The 13,710-nt window shown below is 42.1% G+C and carries 16 protein-coding genes, 1 pseudogene and 1 riboswitch; of the genes and pseudogenes, 3 read left to right on the top strand and 14 right to left on the bottom strand.

The window, feature by feature from the left end; genetic code table 11:
• Positions 1–75 precede the first annotated feature (75 nt).
• The 4 genes from R8N47_RS09130 to R8N47_RS09115 form a co-directional block, all read right to left on the bottom strand.
• Positions 76–1,092, bottom strand: a complete 1,017-nt coding sequence (locus tag R8N47_RS09130) for an adenosine deaminase (protein WP_017819853.1) — start codon at positions 1,090–1,092, stop codon at positions 76–78.
• 89 nt (positions 1,093–1,181) lie between these two features.
• A riboswitch (purine riboswitch) is annotated at positions 1,182–1,281 on the bottom strand.
• 237 nt (positions 1,282–1,518) lie between these two features.
• Positions 1,519–1,659: a PA3496 family putative envelope integrity protein gene (locus R8N47_RS09125; protein WP_017633782.1), complete on the bottom strand. Its 141-nt coding sequence runs from the start codon at positions 1,657–1,659 to the stop codon at positions 1,519–1,521.
• Positions 1,660–1,709: 50 nt separating this feature from the next.
• A complete protein-coding gene (locus R8N47_RS09120; RefSeq protein WP_005373692.1) occupies positions 1,710–1,919 on the bottom strand; it encodes a hypothetical protein in 210 nt (69 codons plus the stop codon).
• Between the two features lie 240 nt (positions 1,920–2,159).
• Positions 2,160–2,369, bottom strand: coding sequence for a cold-shock protein (locus R8N47_RS09115; RefSeq protein WP_005373691.1), 210 nt, complete (start codon positions 2,367–2,369; stop codon positions 2,160–2,162).
• A 401-nt stretch (positions 2,370–2,770) separates the two neighbouring features.
• On the opposite strand from R8N47_RS09115, the gene R8N47_RS09110 reads away from it, so the two are divergent.
• On the top strand, positions 2,771–3,619 hold the full coding sequence (locus R8N47_RS09110) for a pirin family protein (RefSeq protein ID WP_064369375.1): 849 nt from the start codon (positions 2,771–2,773) through the stop codon (positions 3,617–3,619).
• 142 nt (positions 3,620–3,761) lie between these two features.
• On the opposite strand, the gene R8N47_RS09105 is transcribed toward R8N47_RS09110, so the two are convergent.
• From R8N47_RS09105 to R8N47_RS09060, 10 genes are all read right to left on the bottom strand, one after another.
• On the bottom strand, positions 3,762–4,610 hold the full coding sequence (locus R8N47_RS09105; RefSeq protein WP_042522690.1) for a patatin family protein: 849 nt from the start codon (positions 4,608–4,610) through the stop codon (positions 3,762–3,764).
• Positions 4,611–4,869: 259 nt separating this feature from the next.
• Complete coding sequence (locus tag R8N47_RS09100) at positions 4,870–5,208, bottom strand: hypothetical protein (RefSeq protein ID WP_017635147.1); 339 nt, start codon at positions 5,206–5,208, stop codon at positions 4,870–4,872.
• Between the two features lie 692 nt (positions 5,209–5,900).
• Positions 5,901–6,332: a YccF domain-containing protein gene (locus R8N47_RS09095; RefSeq protein WP_005373685.1), complete on the bottom strand. Its 432-nt coding sequence runs from the start codon at positions 6,330–6,332 to the stop codon at positions 5,901–5,903.
• Positions 6,333–6,550: 218 nt separating this feature from the next.
• A complete protein-coding gene (locus R8N47_RS09090; RefSeq protein WP_042522689.1) occupies positions 6,551–7,483 on the bottom strand; it encodes a Gfo/Idh/MocA family protein in 933 nt (310 codons plus the stop codon).
• A gap of 123 nt (positions 7,484–7,606) precedes the next feature.
• Positions 7,607–9,262: a phosphoethanolamine transferase gene (locus R8N47_RS09085; protein WP_005373681.1), complete on the bottom strand. Its 1,656-nt coding sequence runs from the start codon at positions 9,260–9,262 to the stop codon at positions 7,607–7,609.
• A 21-nt stretch (positions 9,263–9,283) separates the two neighbouring features.
• Positions 9,284–9,640, bottom strand: a complete 357-nt coding sequence (locus tag R8N47_RS09080) for a diacylglycerol kinase (protein ID WP_017635149.1) — start codon at positions 9,638–9,640, stop codon at positions 9,284–9,286.
• Positions 9,641–9,767: 127 nt separating this feature from the next.
• Positions 9,768–10,160, bottom strand: coding sequence for a glycine zipper family protein (locus R8N47_RS09075; protein ID WP_005373677.1), 393 nt, complete (start codon positions 10,158–10,160; stop codon positions 9,768–9,770).
• Between the two features lie 119 nt (positions 10,161–10,279).
• Positions 10,280–11,578 (bottom strand): ATP-binding protein, encoded by a 1,299-nt coding sequence (locus R8N47_RS09070; protein WP_042522686.1) that lies wholly within the window; start codon positions 11,576–11,578, stop codon positions 10,280–10,282.
• Positions 11,578–12,291, bottom strand: a complete 714-nt coding sequence (locus tag R8N47_RS09065) for a response regulator (RefSeq protein WP_053349288.1) — start codon at positions 12,289–12,291, stop codon at positions 11,578–11,580. The genes R8N47_RS09070 and R8N47_RS09065 overlap by 1 nt, the downstream gene beginning before the upstream one ends.
• Before the next feature lie 213 nt (positions 12,292–12,504).
• Entirely contained in the window at positions 12,505–12,801 is a 297-nt protein-coding gene (locus tag R8N47_RS09060; RefSeq protein WP_053349287.1) for an isoamylase early set domain-containing protein, read from the bottom strand.
• 278 nt (positions 12,802–13,079) lie between these two features.
• Between R8N47_RS09060 and R8N47_RS09055 the strand changes: the two genes are divergently transcribed.
• Together R8N47_RS09055 and R8N47_RS09050 are read left to right on the top strand one after the other, a co-directional pair.
• Positions 13,080–13,460, top strand: coding sequence for a hypothetical protein (locus tag R8N47_RS09055; RefSeq protein WP_025767950.1), 381 nt, complete (start codon positions 13,080–13,082; stop codon positions 13,458–13,460).
• An 83-nt stretch (positions 13,461–13,543) separates the two neighbouring features.
• A pseudogene (locus R8N47_RS09050) lies at positions 13,544–13,636 on the top strand (thiol:disulfide interchange protein DsbA/DsbL); the annotation flags it as partial.
• Positions 13,637–13,710: the final 74 nt, after the last annotated feature.

Raw genomic sequence — 13,710 nt, 5'->3', positions numbered from 1 at the left:
AAATGCGGTTAACCACAGAGTTTTTGTAGGGTTTTAATACCTACGCGTTTGGCCTAAGGCGTGGCACTGATGCCTTTATTGCAAAGCTTCGTGCTGGTTTACGTATTGGCTAACAAGGTGACGATATTTCGCCTTTAACTCGTTATCGATAAAGCTGGCATCAATCGCGTTCATTGTAAATTGGGCAAGTTCACTCTTACTCATTGGATGTGCGTTGTTGACGGCCAGAAAGTTATCCGTCATGTAGCCACCAAAGTACACAGGATCGTCTGAGTTAATCGTTACAGCGACACCTTTTCGTAGCAAATCCACAATATTGTGATCTTTCATATCGTCGAATACACATAGCTTAAGATTCGATAACGGACACACTGTCAGTGGCATTTGGCTTTCGATTAAGGATTCAACTAATGCTTCATCATCAACACAGCGAACACCGTGATCCACGCGGCTCACGTAAAGCATTTCAATTGCATCGCTAATATTTTGTGCGGGGCCTTCTTCACCTGCGTGAGCAACGGTAAGTAAGCCTTCTTCTACTGCTTGTTTAAATACGCGCTTGAATTTAGCTGGCGGATGACCTTGTTCTGAAGAATCTAGTCCAACACCAATGATCTTATCACGGTGTTTCAGAATAGCCTGTAGGGTCTCTATGGCGCTCTCTTCTGAAAGGTGACGGAGAAAACACGCAATAATTTGCGAGGTAATGCCAAGTTTTTCGTGACCATCTTTTAGCGCACGAGCGATTCCATTGATAACAGTGTCAAAGTCTATGCCGCGTTCTGTGTGTGTTTGAGGGTCAAAAAAGATTTCGGTATGAATAACGTTGTCTTCTTTACAGTGCAGTAAGTATTCCCAAGTGAGATCGTAAAAATCTTGCTCCGTACGCAGAACTCCCGCTCCTTGGTAATAGAGGTCGAGAAATGATTGTAAGTCTGTAAACTGATATGCGCTGCGTAGTTCACTCGGAGAAGAGTAAGGGATCTCGATGCCGTTTCGTTTTGCTAATTTGAATAAGAGTTCCGGCTCAAGTGAACCTTCGATATGTAAGTGCAGCTCTACTTTTGGAAGACCTTGAATAAATGCGTTCATATTCCACCTTATGTGTATTGTGGATGCAGTTACTCTAAGAATAGGTATAGATAGAAATAAATCGAACGCTATCACAAAGAGTAAGACCCACGATGATCTCAACTCTTCGTAATCAGCACTTTGCGGGAACTGGTAGAGACCCCCAAACCATATCATTGGGGTTATACGAAGCAAACGAGAGGGATTATACGCAAAAATATCGCTTTGGCTATACGCAAATAACCTAACTGTCATTAGTCACGGGTTTTCCTGTGAGCGAAACGACTATTTGCAAGTCACTTGAGTATAGAGGAGCCAGTTGTTTTTGCGTGTGTGAGAGGCACGTGTAATTAGAAGAGTAGTCTAAAAGAGTGGAGATTCGTTTGAGCAAAGGTAGGTGGCGGTACCTTGCACAACGATAAAGGCAGAGAAAGCACTAGAGAGCATTTATAGATCGAATAACTTATCAAATTCTCTTTGTTCCATAATGTCTTCTATGCGGCGTCGAGTTTTCTGCTTTACCGCCGCCGCGTTTTGTTCAGACTCTTTTTTGTCTTTTTCTGACTGCTTCTTACTTTTTCTAGCCATTGGATACCTTCCAAATTAGTTGCATTATCCATTAATGCATGAAAACTGAATCAGTTAACAGTAAAACTTCCTAACTTTGAACCTGAATCACAGAGAATAGTTCCAGATTGCGTTTTCTCACAATATTCAAAATCGATCATGAAGCTATGAGAAAGAAGTTTCGGTAATACGTGCCTTCGTAAAATATCACCATTTAATTGATGTATTTTAGCGTTCCAAGAGGTTTGAGGTTGTTCTAAATTAAATTCAATTTCTAACATTTATTCTCCTGTTTTTTAGTGATTTTCTCTTTGTTAAGTAATTGATACCAATGCCTTTGACGGCCAGTTCTTTTTGAGGACATGATTTTTCCTATAAATAATAAATTAAGCAGTACTATTCAGTTTATTTTAGATAGCACAAAGCAATGCCTAAAATTAGGCTGAGTGATTGATGAAAGAATATTTTTGAAGGAGAGAGGTTTGGTGCAGCATGGGCATGCTACACCAAGAAAAGCAGTCTTATAGAGGAGTTACTTCAGTCGCTTGAGGACCTTTTTTACCTTGCTCTACATTGAAGCTTACTTTCTGACCTTCAGTCAGTGTTTTGAAACCGTCAGAAACGATAGCGTTAAAGTGTACGAATACATCTTGGCCGCCGTTGTCTTGAGATAGAAAACCGAAGCCTTTAGTTTCGTTAAACCATTTTACTGAACCAGTTACTTTAGACATAAAAATACCTTTGAATTAAACATTAAAATTATGATTTGTTTTGTGGATCTTTTCTAAGCTATTGAATGTTCAATCAAGAGGAAGTTGTACGCAGGTGTCTGAATTGGGGATTCAAGATTTTACTGAGAGGAAACTTAAACTAAATGTTGCATTAACAGCTCTCTTCTAAGAGCCAAGGCACACTATACACCTTGTTTAGAAAATAGCTACATTTATTTTAGATAAATTAAATGTGCTCATTATTAACTCGATAAATTGTATTGTTCGAAAAAGTTGAATAAGTAGAACGAATAGTATGGCTCATAATTTTAGCTCATCAACCTAAAATAGAACCTTATCGATAGCCATAGATTGAACATGCGATTTGTAAACGGTCACAAAGATAAACTAGGAGAACTAGTATGAGTACATTCAGAGAAATTCGTCAGCTTATTCCTGCGCAACCTACTGCTGATGGTGATGGAGTGAAAATTCGCCGTGTAGCGGGTTTCAATCATGCTAGCTTTTCTCCATTTTTGATGATGGATGAACTCAAATCAGAAGACCGCGCTGACTATATCGGCGGTTTCCCTCCGCATCCGCACCGCGGTATCGAGACGCTTACTTATATGTTGAAAGGTCATTTCCAGCATCGTGATCATATGGATAATGTTGGCGAGCTTCGTTCCGGTGGTGCACAGTGGATGGCGGCAGGAAGAGGCGTCATCCATAGCGAAATGCCTATTATGAAGGAAGGCGAACTGCATGGTTTCCAAATTTGGATTAACCAGCCTGCGAAAAATAAGATGCAGCCAGCTCAATATCATGACTTTCAACCTGAAACGATCACTGAGTTTGATACTCCGAATACGGGGGTTGTACGTTTGATTGCGGGTCATATGACTATAAACAACGAACGAATTCAGGGGCCGCTAACAGAGACAGGTGTTGCTGCCACGGTAGCCGATTGGAGAGCGATGGGTGGTCAAGCTTTGAATTTGAACACGGAGCAAGACAACAACATGATGCTCTATGTCTATAAAGGTCGTATTCAATTAAAAGGTCGTGAGATCAATCAAGGCGAAATGGCCATTTTATCGAAAGGTGAATGGGTTGAATTACAGGCCGAAAAAGAGAGTGGTGCACTGATCTTTATAGGTGAGCCAATTAATGAACCCGTGGTGCATTATGGCCCTTTTGTCATGAATAGCATGGAAGAGATAGAACAAGCCATCCAAGACTACAACTCTGGGTTGTTTGAAACTTACTAGTTTTGACAGCCTACTCGCTTTCTCAGTTAGCGAGCAAATTAAAACAGTTTTGAGCCTGAATATTGGGCTCGACCAGAAGCAAATACGATAATCCACTGCCATCGAATTTGCGTTAGCCACGTTTAATCCACGTGGCTTTTTTCTACTTCTGACTCCAGCGTATGATGGCTTCCTTTCCTGCTTCAATTCCTAACTCATAAGCATGACGCAGTGGTGCTGGCGATCGACTCAGCCGTTTCAACTTGAATGTTTCAGGAGGACACACTTGAATGATTTCGATACCAGGTGGTGGGTTGTTGATCAGCGCTAAGGTCTGATTGTAGCGAACTTCACGTGTCAACATAGGTTCAATTAATCCGGGCGTTTCTTTCAACATCCTCCTAGTTAGGGCGCTGAATTTTCCTCTTGGCTTTTGATAGCTTGCGGGCTGACTGCGTAAAACCATAATCTTTTTGGCTCCTCGCTTTATTGCTTCTGCAACAGGAAGTGCGTCTGAGACGCCACCATCAACGTATTGAATTCCGTTCAGTGATACGCCATTTCGGTAAAGTACAGGCAGTGCGCTGCTGGCTTTCATTGTTTCTGCCAAGTCGTCGACATCAGGAAGGTGGTACTCCGCTTGCCCATTGTCTTGACGCGTCACGCCTAAAAAGAAAGGTCGTGAATCAGCTTTGAGCGCAGATTTATCGATTCCAAGTTCTTCGAGGGTGACATTCCACATCCAGTCTAAGTTCATCATATCACCACCACGTAGAAGTTGAGATGGAGAGATAAATTCTTTTCTTAAGCTGTAATCGAGGTAGATTTTTAAGTTACGTCCGGGCATTTTAGCTAAGTAGGCAGCCAAGTTGCTAGCACCCGCAGACACTCCCCAAAAGCTATCAAATGGAGAGAACTCGCTAGCAAGAAAATGATCGAGTATGCCGCATGAAAATACGCCTCGCATGGCTCCACCTTCGACAATCAATGCTCGAGAGCCTACTTTTTCCATCACTTCGCTCCACTCTTTATCAATCGGATAATAGCGTGCAGCTTAACGCATAATGGTTTTATACCCAAGTGGGCCAAAGGTCTATTGGTTGCGTTCCTTTGAATAAAAAGGGCATCAACGGATGCCCTTGTCACTTTTAGCTTATGGAATTGCGGGTAATTGAGTCGCTAATTTAGTGAAGGAGACCGAGCGAATTAGCCCCCTTACATAGAGCCATACCTGTAGTCCCATACTGATCGTTGTTGGAATAGTTTGATGATCACTTGTTAAATAGGCATACAAACACTATCCAGAGCGTTGTAAGCAAAAGTAATGGGGTGAATACTTTCTGGATAGAAGCGCCATCAGTTAAATTGTAAATTTTGATGGATTCATTATAGAACGCTCGTTTGAATTCTTTGAAGCTAATGTCGCTCTTCGCATGCGACTGTTCATAGTGCTGGTGCGCAGCGTCCGATAGCTGGTATTCCAAGTCTTGGAGCTCGTACTCCTTGTTAAAAAACGCATCCCAAGCCGAAAGGCGGGCTATCGTTTTAGGAGATGGATCCCCATTTAGTTTCTCTAGACGTTTAGCATAAGCTGCTTGATATTTATCCACGGTATATTCCTGTCTGAATAGACGTTGAGTTAGAACATATGTAAAAAAGAAAAATAAGTAATAAAAGTTTTTTTACGTTCTATACCTGTGATAAATGCTAAAAATTTCAATGCTCTAGCACTCCGATGTCGCAAATGATATTGATGGAATTGCTCTGCGACAAATAAAATAATTACTCTAGATAACAACGAATTTTTGTTGTTTTTTTAAAAAACTGATCATGAGATTGAGTGGGGATTTTTACCGAGAAGAATTTCGCTACTGTAACTGTCTATATTTACTCAAAAAGAGAAAATCTTAGAAGCTTTCTTTGATTGATGTGAGATATTTTAGGTCGAAAAGCATTAATTTTGGCTATGCTTATAGTTCGTCTTTTTTGTTGTTGAACTCTACTTCGAGGGGGAAAGAACCCATATTTCGAGCATAGGATAGCTCGCTTTTTCGTTACGTCGTTCTTGGAGTTTGAATCAGTGACGACGCTATGAGTCTAGCATCTTGAACTCACTTGGGTGTATTGATTAATTATAAAAGTAAAGCAGTGCTGAGCTAGGATAAACTTCAACGTAAAGGTGACGGTATGAATATACAATCAGCCATTATTGAATATGCGATAGCGATTATAGGCTTACTTTTGACGGGCGTTACCCTCTGAGCATGACTGCCCAGAGGATAGAAAGCGCATTAGCTTTTTGCTAACGATTGATGTTGTATCGAGCCATTGCAGCTTCTTCTGACGATACAACCGTTTTACCAATTGGTGCGAGTGAAATAACCGCTAGCTTGAGGTGTTGGAGCGCAAACGGAATGCCGATTATGGTGACAAAGCATGCTGCGGCAGAAAGTACGTGACCGATAGCTAACCAAAGGCCTGCAAATACAAACCAAAGGACGTTACCAATAACGCCGAGCGGACTCGTGCCAATGTCCATTTCATTGGTCAATTCATCGCGTGAGATGGCCTCTTTACCGAATGGGAAAAAGGAAAAATTACCCATAACGATACACGCACGCCCCCAAGGTATTCCGATGATGCTAATAAAGGCCAAAATACCAAAAAACCACCATAGCAACCCCATAAATACGCCACCAAATACAAACCAAATGATGTTACCAAGTGTTCTCATTCTATTTCCTTTATTCTTGAATGTGATGATTCAGATACCTGAGAGCACCGTAAAACAAATCTAAACCGTCTGTTTTGTCGATGTGTGCTTTTGTGCCCTCATTCACCTGATTGATAGAATAATCGCCGTAGTCTTAACAGAGAATGAATGCCTTCCCTAAGGCAAGTCTTTTTAGTATAGAGCGTAATACTCAATCAAGCATATAGCCAAGAATCGCATTATCTAGAGACAACTTTCTCGAGATATTGACAAATTTGCTCTGCCAATCGATGGCTGGCAATGTTGCGTGTTACTACTTCATCAGCAATATTTCCAGACTCAACGACGCCAAACCAATCGAGCAACATCGAATGGAAACCTTTACTCGTCAGCATTGGCGTCCAGTCTTTCAAATTGATTTTTTGCTCTTGGTTAGCTTGCCATAGTTTGCCTTCAACGAAGGAGTCGAACTCAACTGCCTTGTTTGCATAACAAGCTTGAACGCGCTCTGTAGTGATACCGAAGTGGCGATTCATCGAGGCGTGGAGCAAAGTATCTCCATGTTGCCACTGAATATCTAAACGCGCCAACTGACCACCTTCAAGTTGATGAGTTACATAAGCATCTTTTAGATCGGCTTTGGCTGTGACGTTAACGCTGTCTAATGGGTGAATAAAATCATCAAATATAAAGGTACGAACATCCCCCGGTAGTTGGTGACGGTTCTTTTCCCAGCGTAGCGACTTTAAGTCATATATGTTGCCTTGCTGCACTTGTGGCATATGTTGGTTGTAAAGTGGAATGTGACGACGGTTAAAGCCCACATAGAGTGGCTGTCTCTCTTTTTCGGCAATGTCGTACAGCTTTTCCACGTCATCAGCACTGTTCGCTAATGGTTTGTCGACAAAGGTTGGAATTCCATGCTGCAGAAAAAATGCCGCTATTTGAGGGTGTACGCTTGTTGCCGCATGAATCATGACGGCATCGACGCCAAAGTGTAGAAGTTGCTGGTAGTCTTGGCAGATCTCTGAGATTCGATACTGCTTAGCCAGGCTCTCAAGTGTGTTTGGGTTGCGGGTACAAAATACAAGTTCGATATTTGGAAGCTGAGTGATAACAGGAAGGTACGCTTTCTGAGCGATATCCCCTAGACCAATAATACCAATTTTCATCCTAGTCCTTATCTCGATGTATGGATCGCGGACTGTCAGTATAACGCTTGGCGTGGCGATGAGTTTAAATACCTTGTTAGAAAAAGCCTGGTTCACACTTTGAGCCAGGCTTTATTGAATGATTTAGGAAACGGCTCGGCAGGCTTTGAATATATCTAACTTGCTATCGTAGGCTTGAGTTTGTACATCCATAATGCCTAATAAAGAGTGGAACACGTTATCATGTGAGTATTGGCCTGCATTCTGTGCTTGTTTATACAAACAGTCGGTATTGATCTGCTTCGCTTGTTTAAAGCCCGAAGACAGCCACATAATCAAAGGAACACGTTTTTGGAAATCTGGTGCAAGGCCATAAGGCATACCATGTAAGAACAATCCGTTTTCGCCTAGTGACTCACCGTGATCCGATATGTAAATTAGCGCGGTATTATACTCAGACTCTAACGCTTTAAGTTTTTTGATGGTTTCTGCCAATACAAGATCGGTGTAGCGTATTGTATTGTCATATGTGTTCACTATTTGTTCGATGCTACAGTTTTCGATGTCTGCACGTGGACAGTCTGGTTTAAAGAAGGCGTTGTCTCTTGGGTAACGCTGAAAGTAGGTCGGACCGTGGCTTCCTATAAGGTGCATGGCGACCACTCGGTTACCGTGCATATCCGCGACTTCCTGATCAAAATGATCTAATAGCGCCATGTCGTAACAAGTTTGGCCATTACACATAGGGTTTACTTGCTTTCGATCCACTTCAATTTTCTTGATCTTGTGGGCTACTTCTTTATCCCCACCGTCATTTTCTTTCCAAATGAGGTCAACCCCAGCGCGCAGCATTATATCGAGAGCATTGTCCTGGTTATCCGCTTTGGTGCGTTCAAACTCGTTTCGCGTGAGCTGTGAAAACATACAAGGCACAGATACAGCAGTCGCGGTGCCACAAGACGCGACGTCTTGAAATGAGATAACATCCAGTTTACTAGTATAAGGGTTTGTCTCTCGTGTATAGCCATTGAGTTGGTAGTTCTGCGTTCGAGCGGTTTCTCCTACGACAAAAACCAGTAGTGTTGGTTTGCGCTGTGCTTGCTGTACGGCGCTATCTGACTGCTTTGCATCTGTGCCGATTTCTCGATATGGCTCTGGCGTGGTGAAATATTTCTCCTTCACATACCCGGTCGCGCTGTAAACGAACTGGGTGGGTATGATGATTTTTTTTAGGTGGCTATTGTTGCGCCCTACAGATGCGTAGTCTTGATAGTACACGCTGGCAATGACGGCGATGACAGCTAGCGACGACAGCATCGATACTAATTTGGTAACAGAGAAGTACAGTAATTGGTGACGTTGAGATTGCAGCTTGACCTTAAAGATAATTATCGCTGGGATAACTCCCATAATCAGCGTCCAAATTACAGAGTGAGCACTCAGGTAAGAACTCGCCTCGCTCGAATCGGTTTCAACAATATTGGCAATCATTCCAGAATCGAAAAGTGTGCCATAGTTATAGCTTGCGTAGCTCACCATACTTGAAACAATGATTAAAATTATAAAGAACGGCTTGCCGATCCAAGGCCAACTAAATAAATTAAAAAGGAAATTGAGCGCGGCAAGAAAGAAAATTGGTATTGTGATAATAAATCCAATCTTGACATTATCTAAGTGTGTAAAGATGCCGATCAGTTCTTTATAAATAGGGATGTTTACGACGAGAGCGAAATACAGCGCCAACAGGAAAGTAAAGGTAACGTAAGAGATACCTCTCTGTTGTAAATCATGTGTCTTCATAATGAGTGTCTTGAATAAAAATTAGAGCAAGAACGAAGCCCAAATAAAAAGGGCAAGAGTTAACGCAACAAATACTGCTGCTGAACCAATATCTTTGGCTCTACCACTGAGCTCGTGCCAGTCATCGCTAACACGGTCGACAACCGCTTCTACGGCGGAATTAATGAGTTCGACGATCAATACCAAGAACAGGCTACTGATCATCAGCACTCTTTCGTATGTGGTGACAGGAAGGAAAAAAGCACAGACGGAAAGCACCAAGGCGAGAATCAATTCTTGTCTAAAAGCGGCTTCGTGTGTCCATGCGGCTTTCAATCCTTGAAATGAATAGCCGGTCGCATCCATGACACGGCGTATACCTGTTTTACCTGGCTTCAAAATATGACCTTACTATTTAAGCATTGGGATGGAACACATATCCCAGAGAGGTAACGAGATTAATCGTTACAGCGTGAAACATTTGTGAATAGAATCCATCGCGCGATAATTTAAGAAAAGTGCTTATTTAATCAAGATCGTAGACGGTATAGCCTTTGTTCTGGAGACATTTACGCAATACGAGAGATTGGGTTTTGGTTGAATCATTTGTTCCACTCAAAGCACCAGCTCCAGCTCCTACAGCACCGCCGGCAGCAGCACCGACAGCCGCTCCACCTAATCCGTCTTCTAGCGCACCAGCAGCTGCGCCGATCAATGCGCCTGTAACTGCCCCATTAGTGGCTTCAGATTTCGCTGCCTCTGATTTGTCGACATTTTCTGCATAGCCTTGGCAGTAAAGAAAGTCTTGTTCATATGTACTAGGGTCAACATTGGTCATGTCGACGACAGGTTTTTGGTTGTAGGCGCAAGCTGTAAGCGTAGAAGTAAGCGCCATAATCAGGATAAAAGATTTATACATGAGTACTATCCATTTAGTGTGTGAATCTTATGGATTAAATGTACACTGTTTTATTGTTGGGCTCTGTCGCTTGAGTGTATTGAAGTGTCGTCTTCTGTAAACGGGGTAGGAAGGTTAAGTTAACTGTCTGATTTTTTGAGGCTAAGTGTGAAGCAAGCTCCTCCAAGTGGGCTATGGCAAATCGAAACTTCTCCACGTTGAAGCTCCATTATCTGTCTGACAATCGCCAAACCGAGCCCAAACCCGCTCGTCTTTTTGTTGCGAGATTCATCCGCGCTGTAAAATGGTTCGAATAGATGAGGCCAATGCTTTTCTTCAATACCTATGCCATCATCATGAACATTGATGAAGCAGCGGTGCTGATCGTGTTTTATCTCCACTAAAATCTGCTTATCTGCGTACCGCATTGCATTGCGCAGCAAGTTATCTAAGGCTCGCTTTAACAATTTTGGGTCAGCAAACGCGAGAACGTTTTCTGAGTTTACTTCTTGAAGCGAGATAGCGAGCGTAGTCTCTTTTTGCCATCTCTGTCGTAATTCTTTGACTAAGTTGAATAGGACGACTTCTTCTTGAGTTTGTAATGCTGTGTCAGGACGCTCCATCTTTGCGTAGTAAAGCAATTCTTCAACCATTTCTTCCATCTCGTCAATGTCTTCGACGATACTGTAAACATACTTTTTCTGTTGTTCAGTTAAGGTTGAATCCGATAACAAATCTGCTTGCCATTGTAAGCGGAAGATTGGGGTACGCAATTCATGTGCAACGGCGTTAGTTAGCATTTTATTGCTAGTGATCAAGCGAGATACTTTATCGGCCATCGTGTTAAAGCTTTTGTTTAACGTCCCAACAGACTTAGCGCTTGAGGTACTAGCTCGAGCCTTGAAGTTACCTGAGGCAAACTCAACGGTCACTCTCTCTAGCTCTCGAATCCGACGGCTTAAGAACCAGATCAACAATATGCAATACAGAGCAAATCCAGCTAAAAAGAACAACCAAACGATATTGTCATCAAAGTTGGCAGCTTTAACCACAGGGCTATTCGGATTATCGCTCATTTTAAAGATAGGCGTGCTCGCATCTAGGCGGAACCAGATATCCCTTTCTTCATCGTAAGCGACGTTAACGGAGGTATCATTTTCAAACGCCTTTTTGATGTCTGTTGGAAGCTCTTCAAGCGTATGAGGCACCAACAAACGATGGCTTGATGTGGCAAATTGTTCCAACTGTTGTTGAGTATATTCTAATCCGTGTTCTTTATAGATAGGGTAGATCAGATCGTGAAAAGCTTGACCCTCATGCTCTTGTAACAGGTAGTCATAATCTGTGTTGATCTCATAAACTAAGAACTCGTATCCCCACAAGCTAGCCATAAACAGAATGATAAGGCCAACAAAGCTTTCCAGATAAATCCGTCTCATTATTCATTCCATGCATCAGGCATAAATAGGTAGCCTTTGCCGCGAACGGTAATGATTTTTTGTGGTGAGCAAGAAGCATCGCCTAGCTTCTTTCTCAGTGTCACTATGCGATTATCAATGGTGCGGTCTGTTCCATCGTATTCAATACCACGCAGTGTTTTGGTCAGCCACTCACGTGATAGTGTTTTTTCAGCATGCGTTGCAAGAACCCACAACAAATCGAACTCGCCGTCTGTCAGCGCAATTTCTTCTTGGTTCATTACGCACGATTTACGCAATCGGTTTAAACACAGAACACCAATTTGTAGGCCGTTTTCGGACTCGGTAGGCGCCGCCTCTTTTCTTCTTAATAGCATGCGAATACGAGCCAGTAATACGCGAGGTTTGATGGGTTTAGTAACAAAGTCATCTGCGCCTATTTCTAATGCGGCGACATGATCGAAGTCATCATCACTTGCTGTCAGCATCAACACTTTGCCTTTGTAGCATTCTCGGATTTGACGACATACACTCAGACCATCTTGCCCGGGTAGCATCAAATCTAACAGCACCACGTCTGGTTGTGTGTCAATAATCGCATGAGGTGCGTCCGTCCCATTGTCGATACATTTGACCTGAAAACCTTGTTCAACAAAATACTCTCCCAACATAGTTTGTAATTTGGGATCGTCTTCCACAATGATTAGAGATGGTTTGATTTGTTGTGCGTTCATTTAAGTGATGTATACAATATTTAATATCAATGGAACTTAAACAAATTTACGAATTATTTCAAATAAAGCTTTCTCAGAATAAGGTTATCGGATGAGTTAATTGGATAAAATTGCCAATTAATGATTTAAATCTAATCACCAATCACATTTCGAGAGATGTAAAAAGGCGCAACGTTTGCGCCTAGGTATGGAATCTTAAAGCGAAATTACCGCTTATTCGGTGGTACATACGACGCTGTTGTCGCTGCCAAATGCATTTGGAACGTAAGCATCAGCTTGTGGGTCATTTTCCCACTTCGCGTCATCGAGCAAGTAACGGAACTGAACATTCCGCGCTTTAGGTAAGCGGGTTTTAAATTTAAACTGACGACTTTTCTTCACTAATTTCATCGGTTCTGGCTGCCAGTTGTTGAAGTCTCCAGCAATTTGGACAGAGTCCCACTGATCTTTATCTAGCTCGAACGTGACTTCGACTTCATCTTTTGTCTTAAAGAATCTTTTTTTAAGCATTGATCTTTCCTTGTTCGTACAAAAACTGTTCTAACTATTACTCGTGTTTCATAATGATTTCAAGTTTTATCGAATTGTTGCTGGTATCTGATGAGGGGAGTATCCGAACGGTGAATAGCTCGTTGTGCTGGTTTCGTGTACTGAGGGAGCGTTAGAGAGAAAATTCACTAGCCTAAAATAGTCGAAGAACAGAGTTTGTTAGCGAGCCGAGAGTCCGTATCTTGAAGTCAAACCGTTATCATGTATTATCTTAAATCACCATTTTCCTTGATGTAGCTATGTTGAAGTTGAACCGTACATTGTTGACTGCGATAGTTTGCTTAGTTGCTATGCTTTTGAGTAGTGTCGCTCCTGTGGCGCAGGCTTCCGCTCCGATGAAAACAATTGAAGTACGCGATCTTATTGTTCAACAGGCTGCTCTGCACAAACAACTTGGCGTCAATGACGACTGCGTAGAATCACATCACGATGAGTCAGCCATCAATAAGGCACAACAATCTCACACGAGTTGTAGCTCTTCCTGCATGGTCAAAATTCCCGCCAACTTATCTCAAAACGACTTACTGCTTCTTCCTTATAGCCTTGCTTTGATTGGTAGGCCTCTAGTCGAAAAAGTAGTGACAGTGATCACCAAGCTTTATCGTCCTCCGATTGTTTAATTCCTCATCTCAAATTACTTGGGGTTTACCCCTTTTTACCAAATGAAATGATTTGGCATTTGAATGCCACAAGGAAATAAACAATGAAAAAACTACTTGCCTTATGTAGTGCACTTTTACTGACTTTTACCGCTCATGCAGCGCAATTTGAAGAAGGGAAGCACTACAAAGTTCTGAGGAATCCCCTAATGATTTTGATAAAAATCATAAATTTAAGGTAGATGCACATCTTGTCATGTGATCAAATGGT

The sequence above is a fragment of the Vibrio sp. 2132-1 genome (assembly GCF_033344315.1).
Note: the sequence above shows the minus strand (reverse complement) of the source record. Positions and strands in the feature narration are given on the sequence as shown.

Coding starts and splice junctions, on each gene's coding strand:
- R8N47_RS09130 (WP_017819853.1), bottom strand. CDS start 1,092: ATGAACGCATTTATTCAAGGTCTTCCAAAAGTAGAGCTGCACTTACAT.
- R8N47_RS09125 (WP_017633782.1), bottom strand. CDS start 1,659: ATGGCTAGAAAAAGTAAGAAGCAGTCAGAAAAAGACAAAAAAGAGTCT.
- R8N47_RS09120 (WP_005373692.1), bottom strand. CDS start 1,919: ATGTTAGAAATTGAATTTAATTTAGAACAACCTCAAACCTCTTGGAAC.
- R8N47_RS09115 (WP_005373691.1), bottom strand. CDS start 2,369: ATGTCTAAAGTAACTGGTTCAGTAAAATGGTTTAACGAAACTAAAGGC.
- R8N47_RS09110 (WP_064369375.1), top strand. CDS start 2,771: ATGAGTACATTCAGAGAAATTCGTCAGCTTATTCCTGCGCAACCTACT.
- R8N47_RS09105 (WP_042522690.1), bottom strand. CDS start 4,610: ATGGAAAAAGTAGGCTCTCGAGCATTGATTGTCGAAGGTGGAGCCATG.
- R8N47_RS09095 (WP_005373685.1), bottom strand. CDS start 6,332: ATGAGAACACTTGGTAACATCATTTGGTTTGTATTTGGTGGCGTATTT.
- R8N47_RS09090 (WP_042522689.1), bottom strand. CDS start 7,483: ATGAAAATTGGTATTATTGGTCTAGGGGATATCGCTCAGAAAGCGTAC.
- R8N47_RS09085 (WP_005373681.1), bottom strand. CDS start 9,262: ATGAAGACACATGATTTACAACAGAGAGGTATCTCTTACGTTACCTTT.
- R8N47_RS09075 (WP_005373677.1), bottom strand. CDS start 10,160: ATGTATAAATCTTTTATCCTGATTATGGCGCTTACTTCTACGCTTACA.
- R8N47_RS09070 (WP_042522686.1), bottom strand. CDS start 11,578: ATGAGACGGATTTATCTGGAAAGCTTTGTTGGCCTTATCATTCTGTTT.
- R8N47_RS09065 (WP_053349288.1), bottom strand. CDS start 12,291: ATGAACGCACAACAAATCAAACCATCTCTAATCATTGTGGAAGACGAT.
- R8N47_RS09060 (WP_053349287.1), bottom strand. CDS start 12,801: ATGCTTAAAAAAAGATTCTTTAAGACAAAAGATGAAGTCGAAGTCACG.
- R8N47_RS09055 (WP_025767950.1), top strand. CDS start 13,080: ATGTTGAAGTTGAACCGTACATTGTTGACTGCGATAGTTTGCTTAGTT.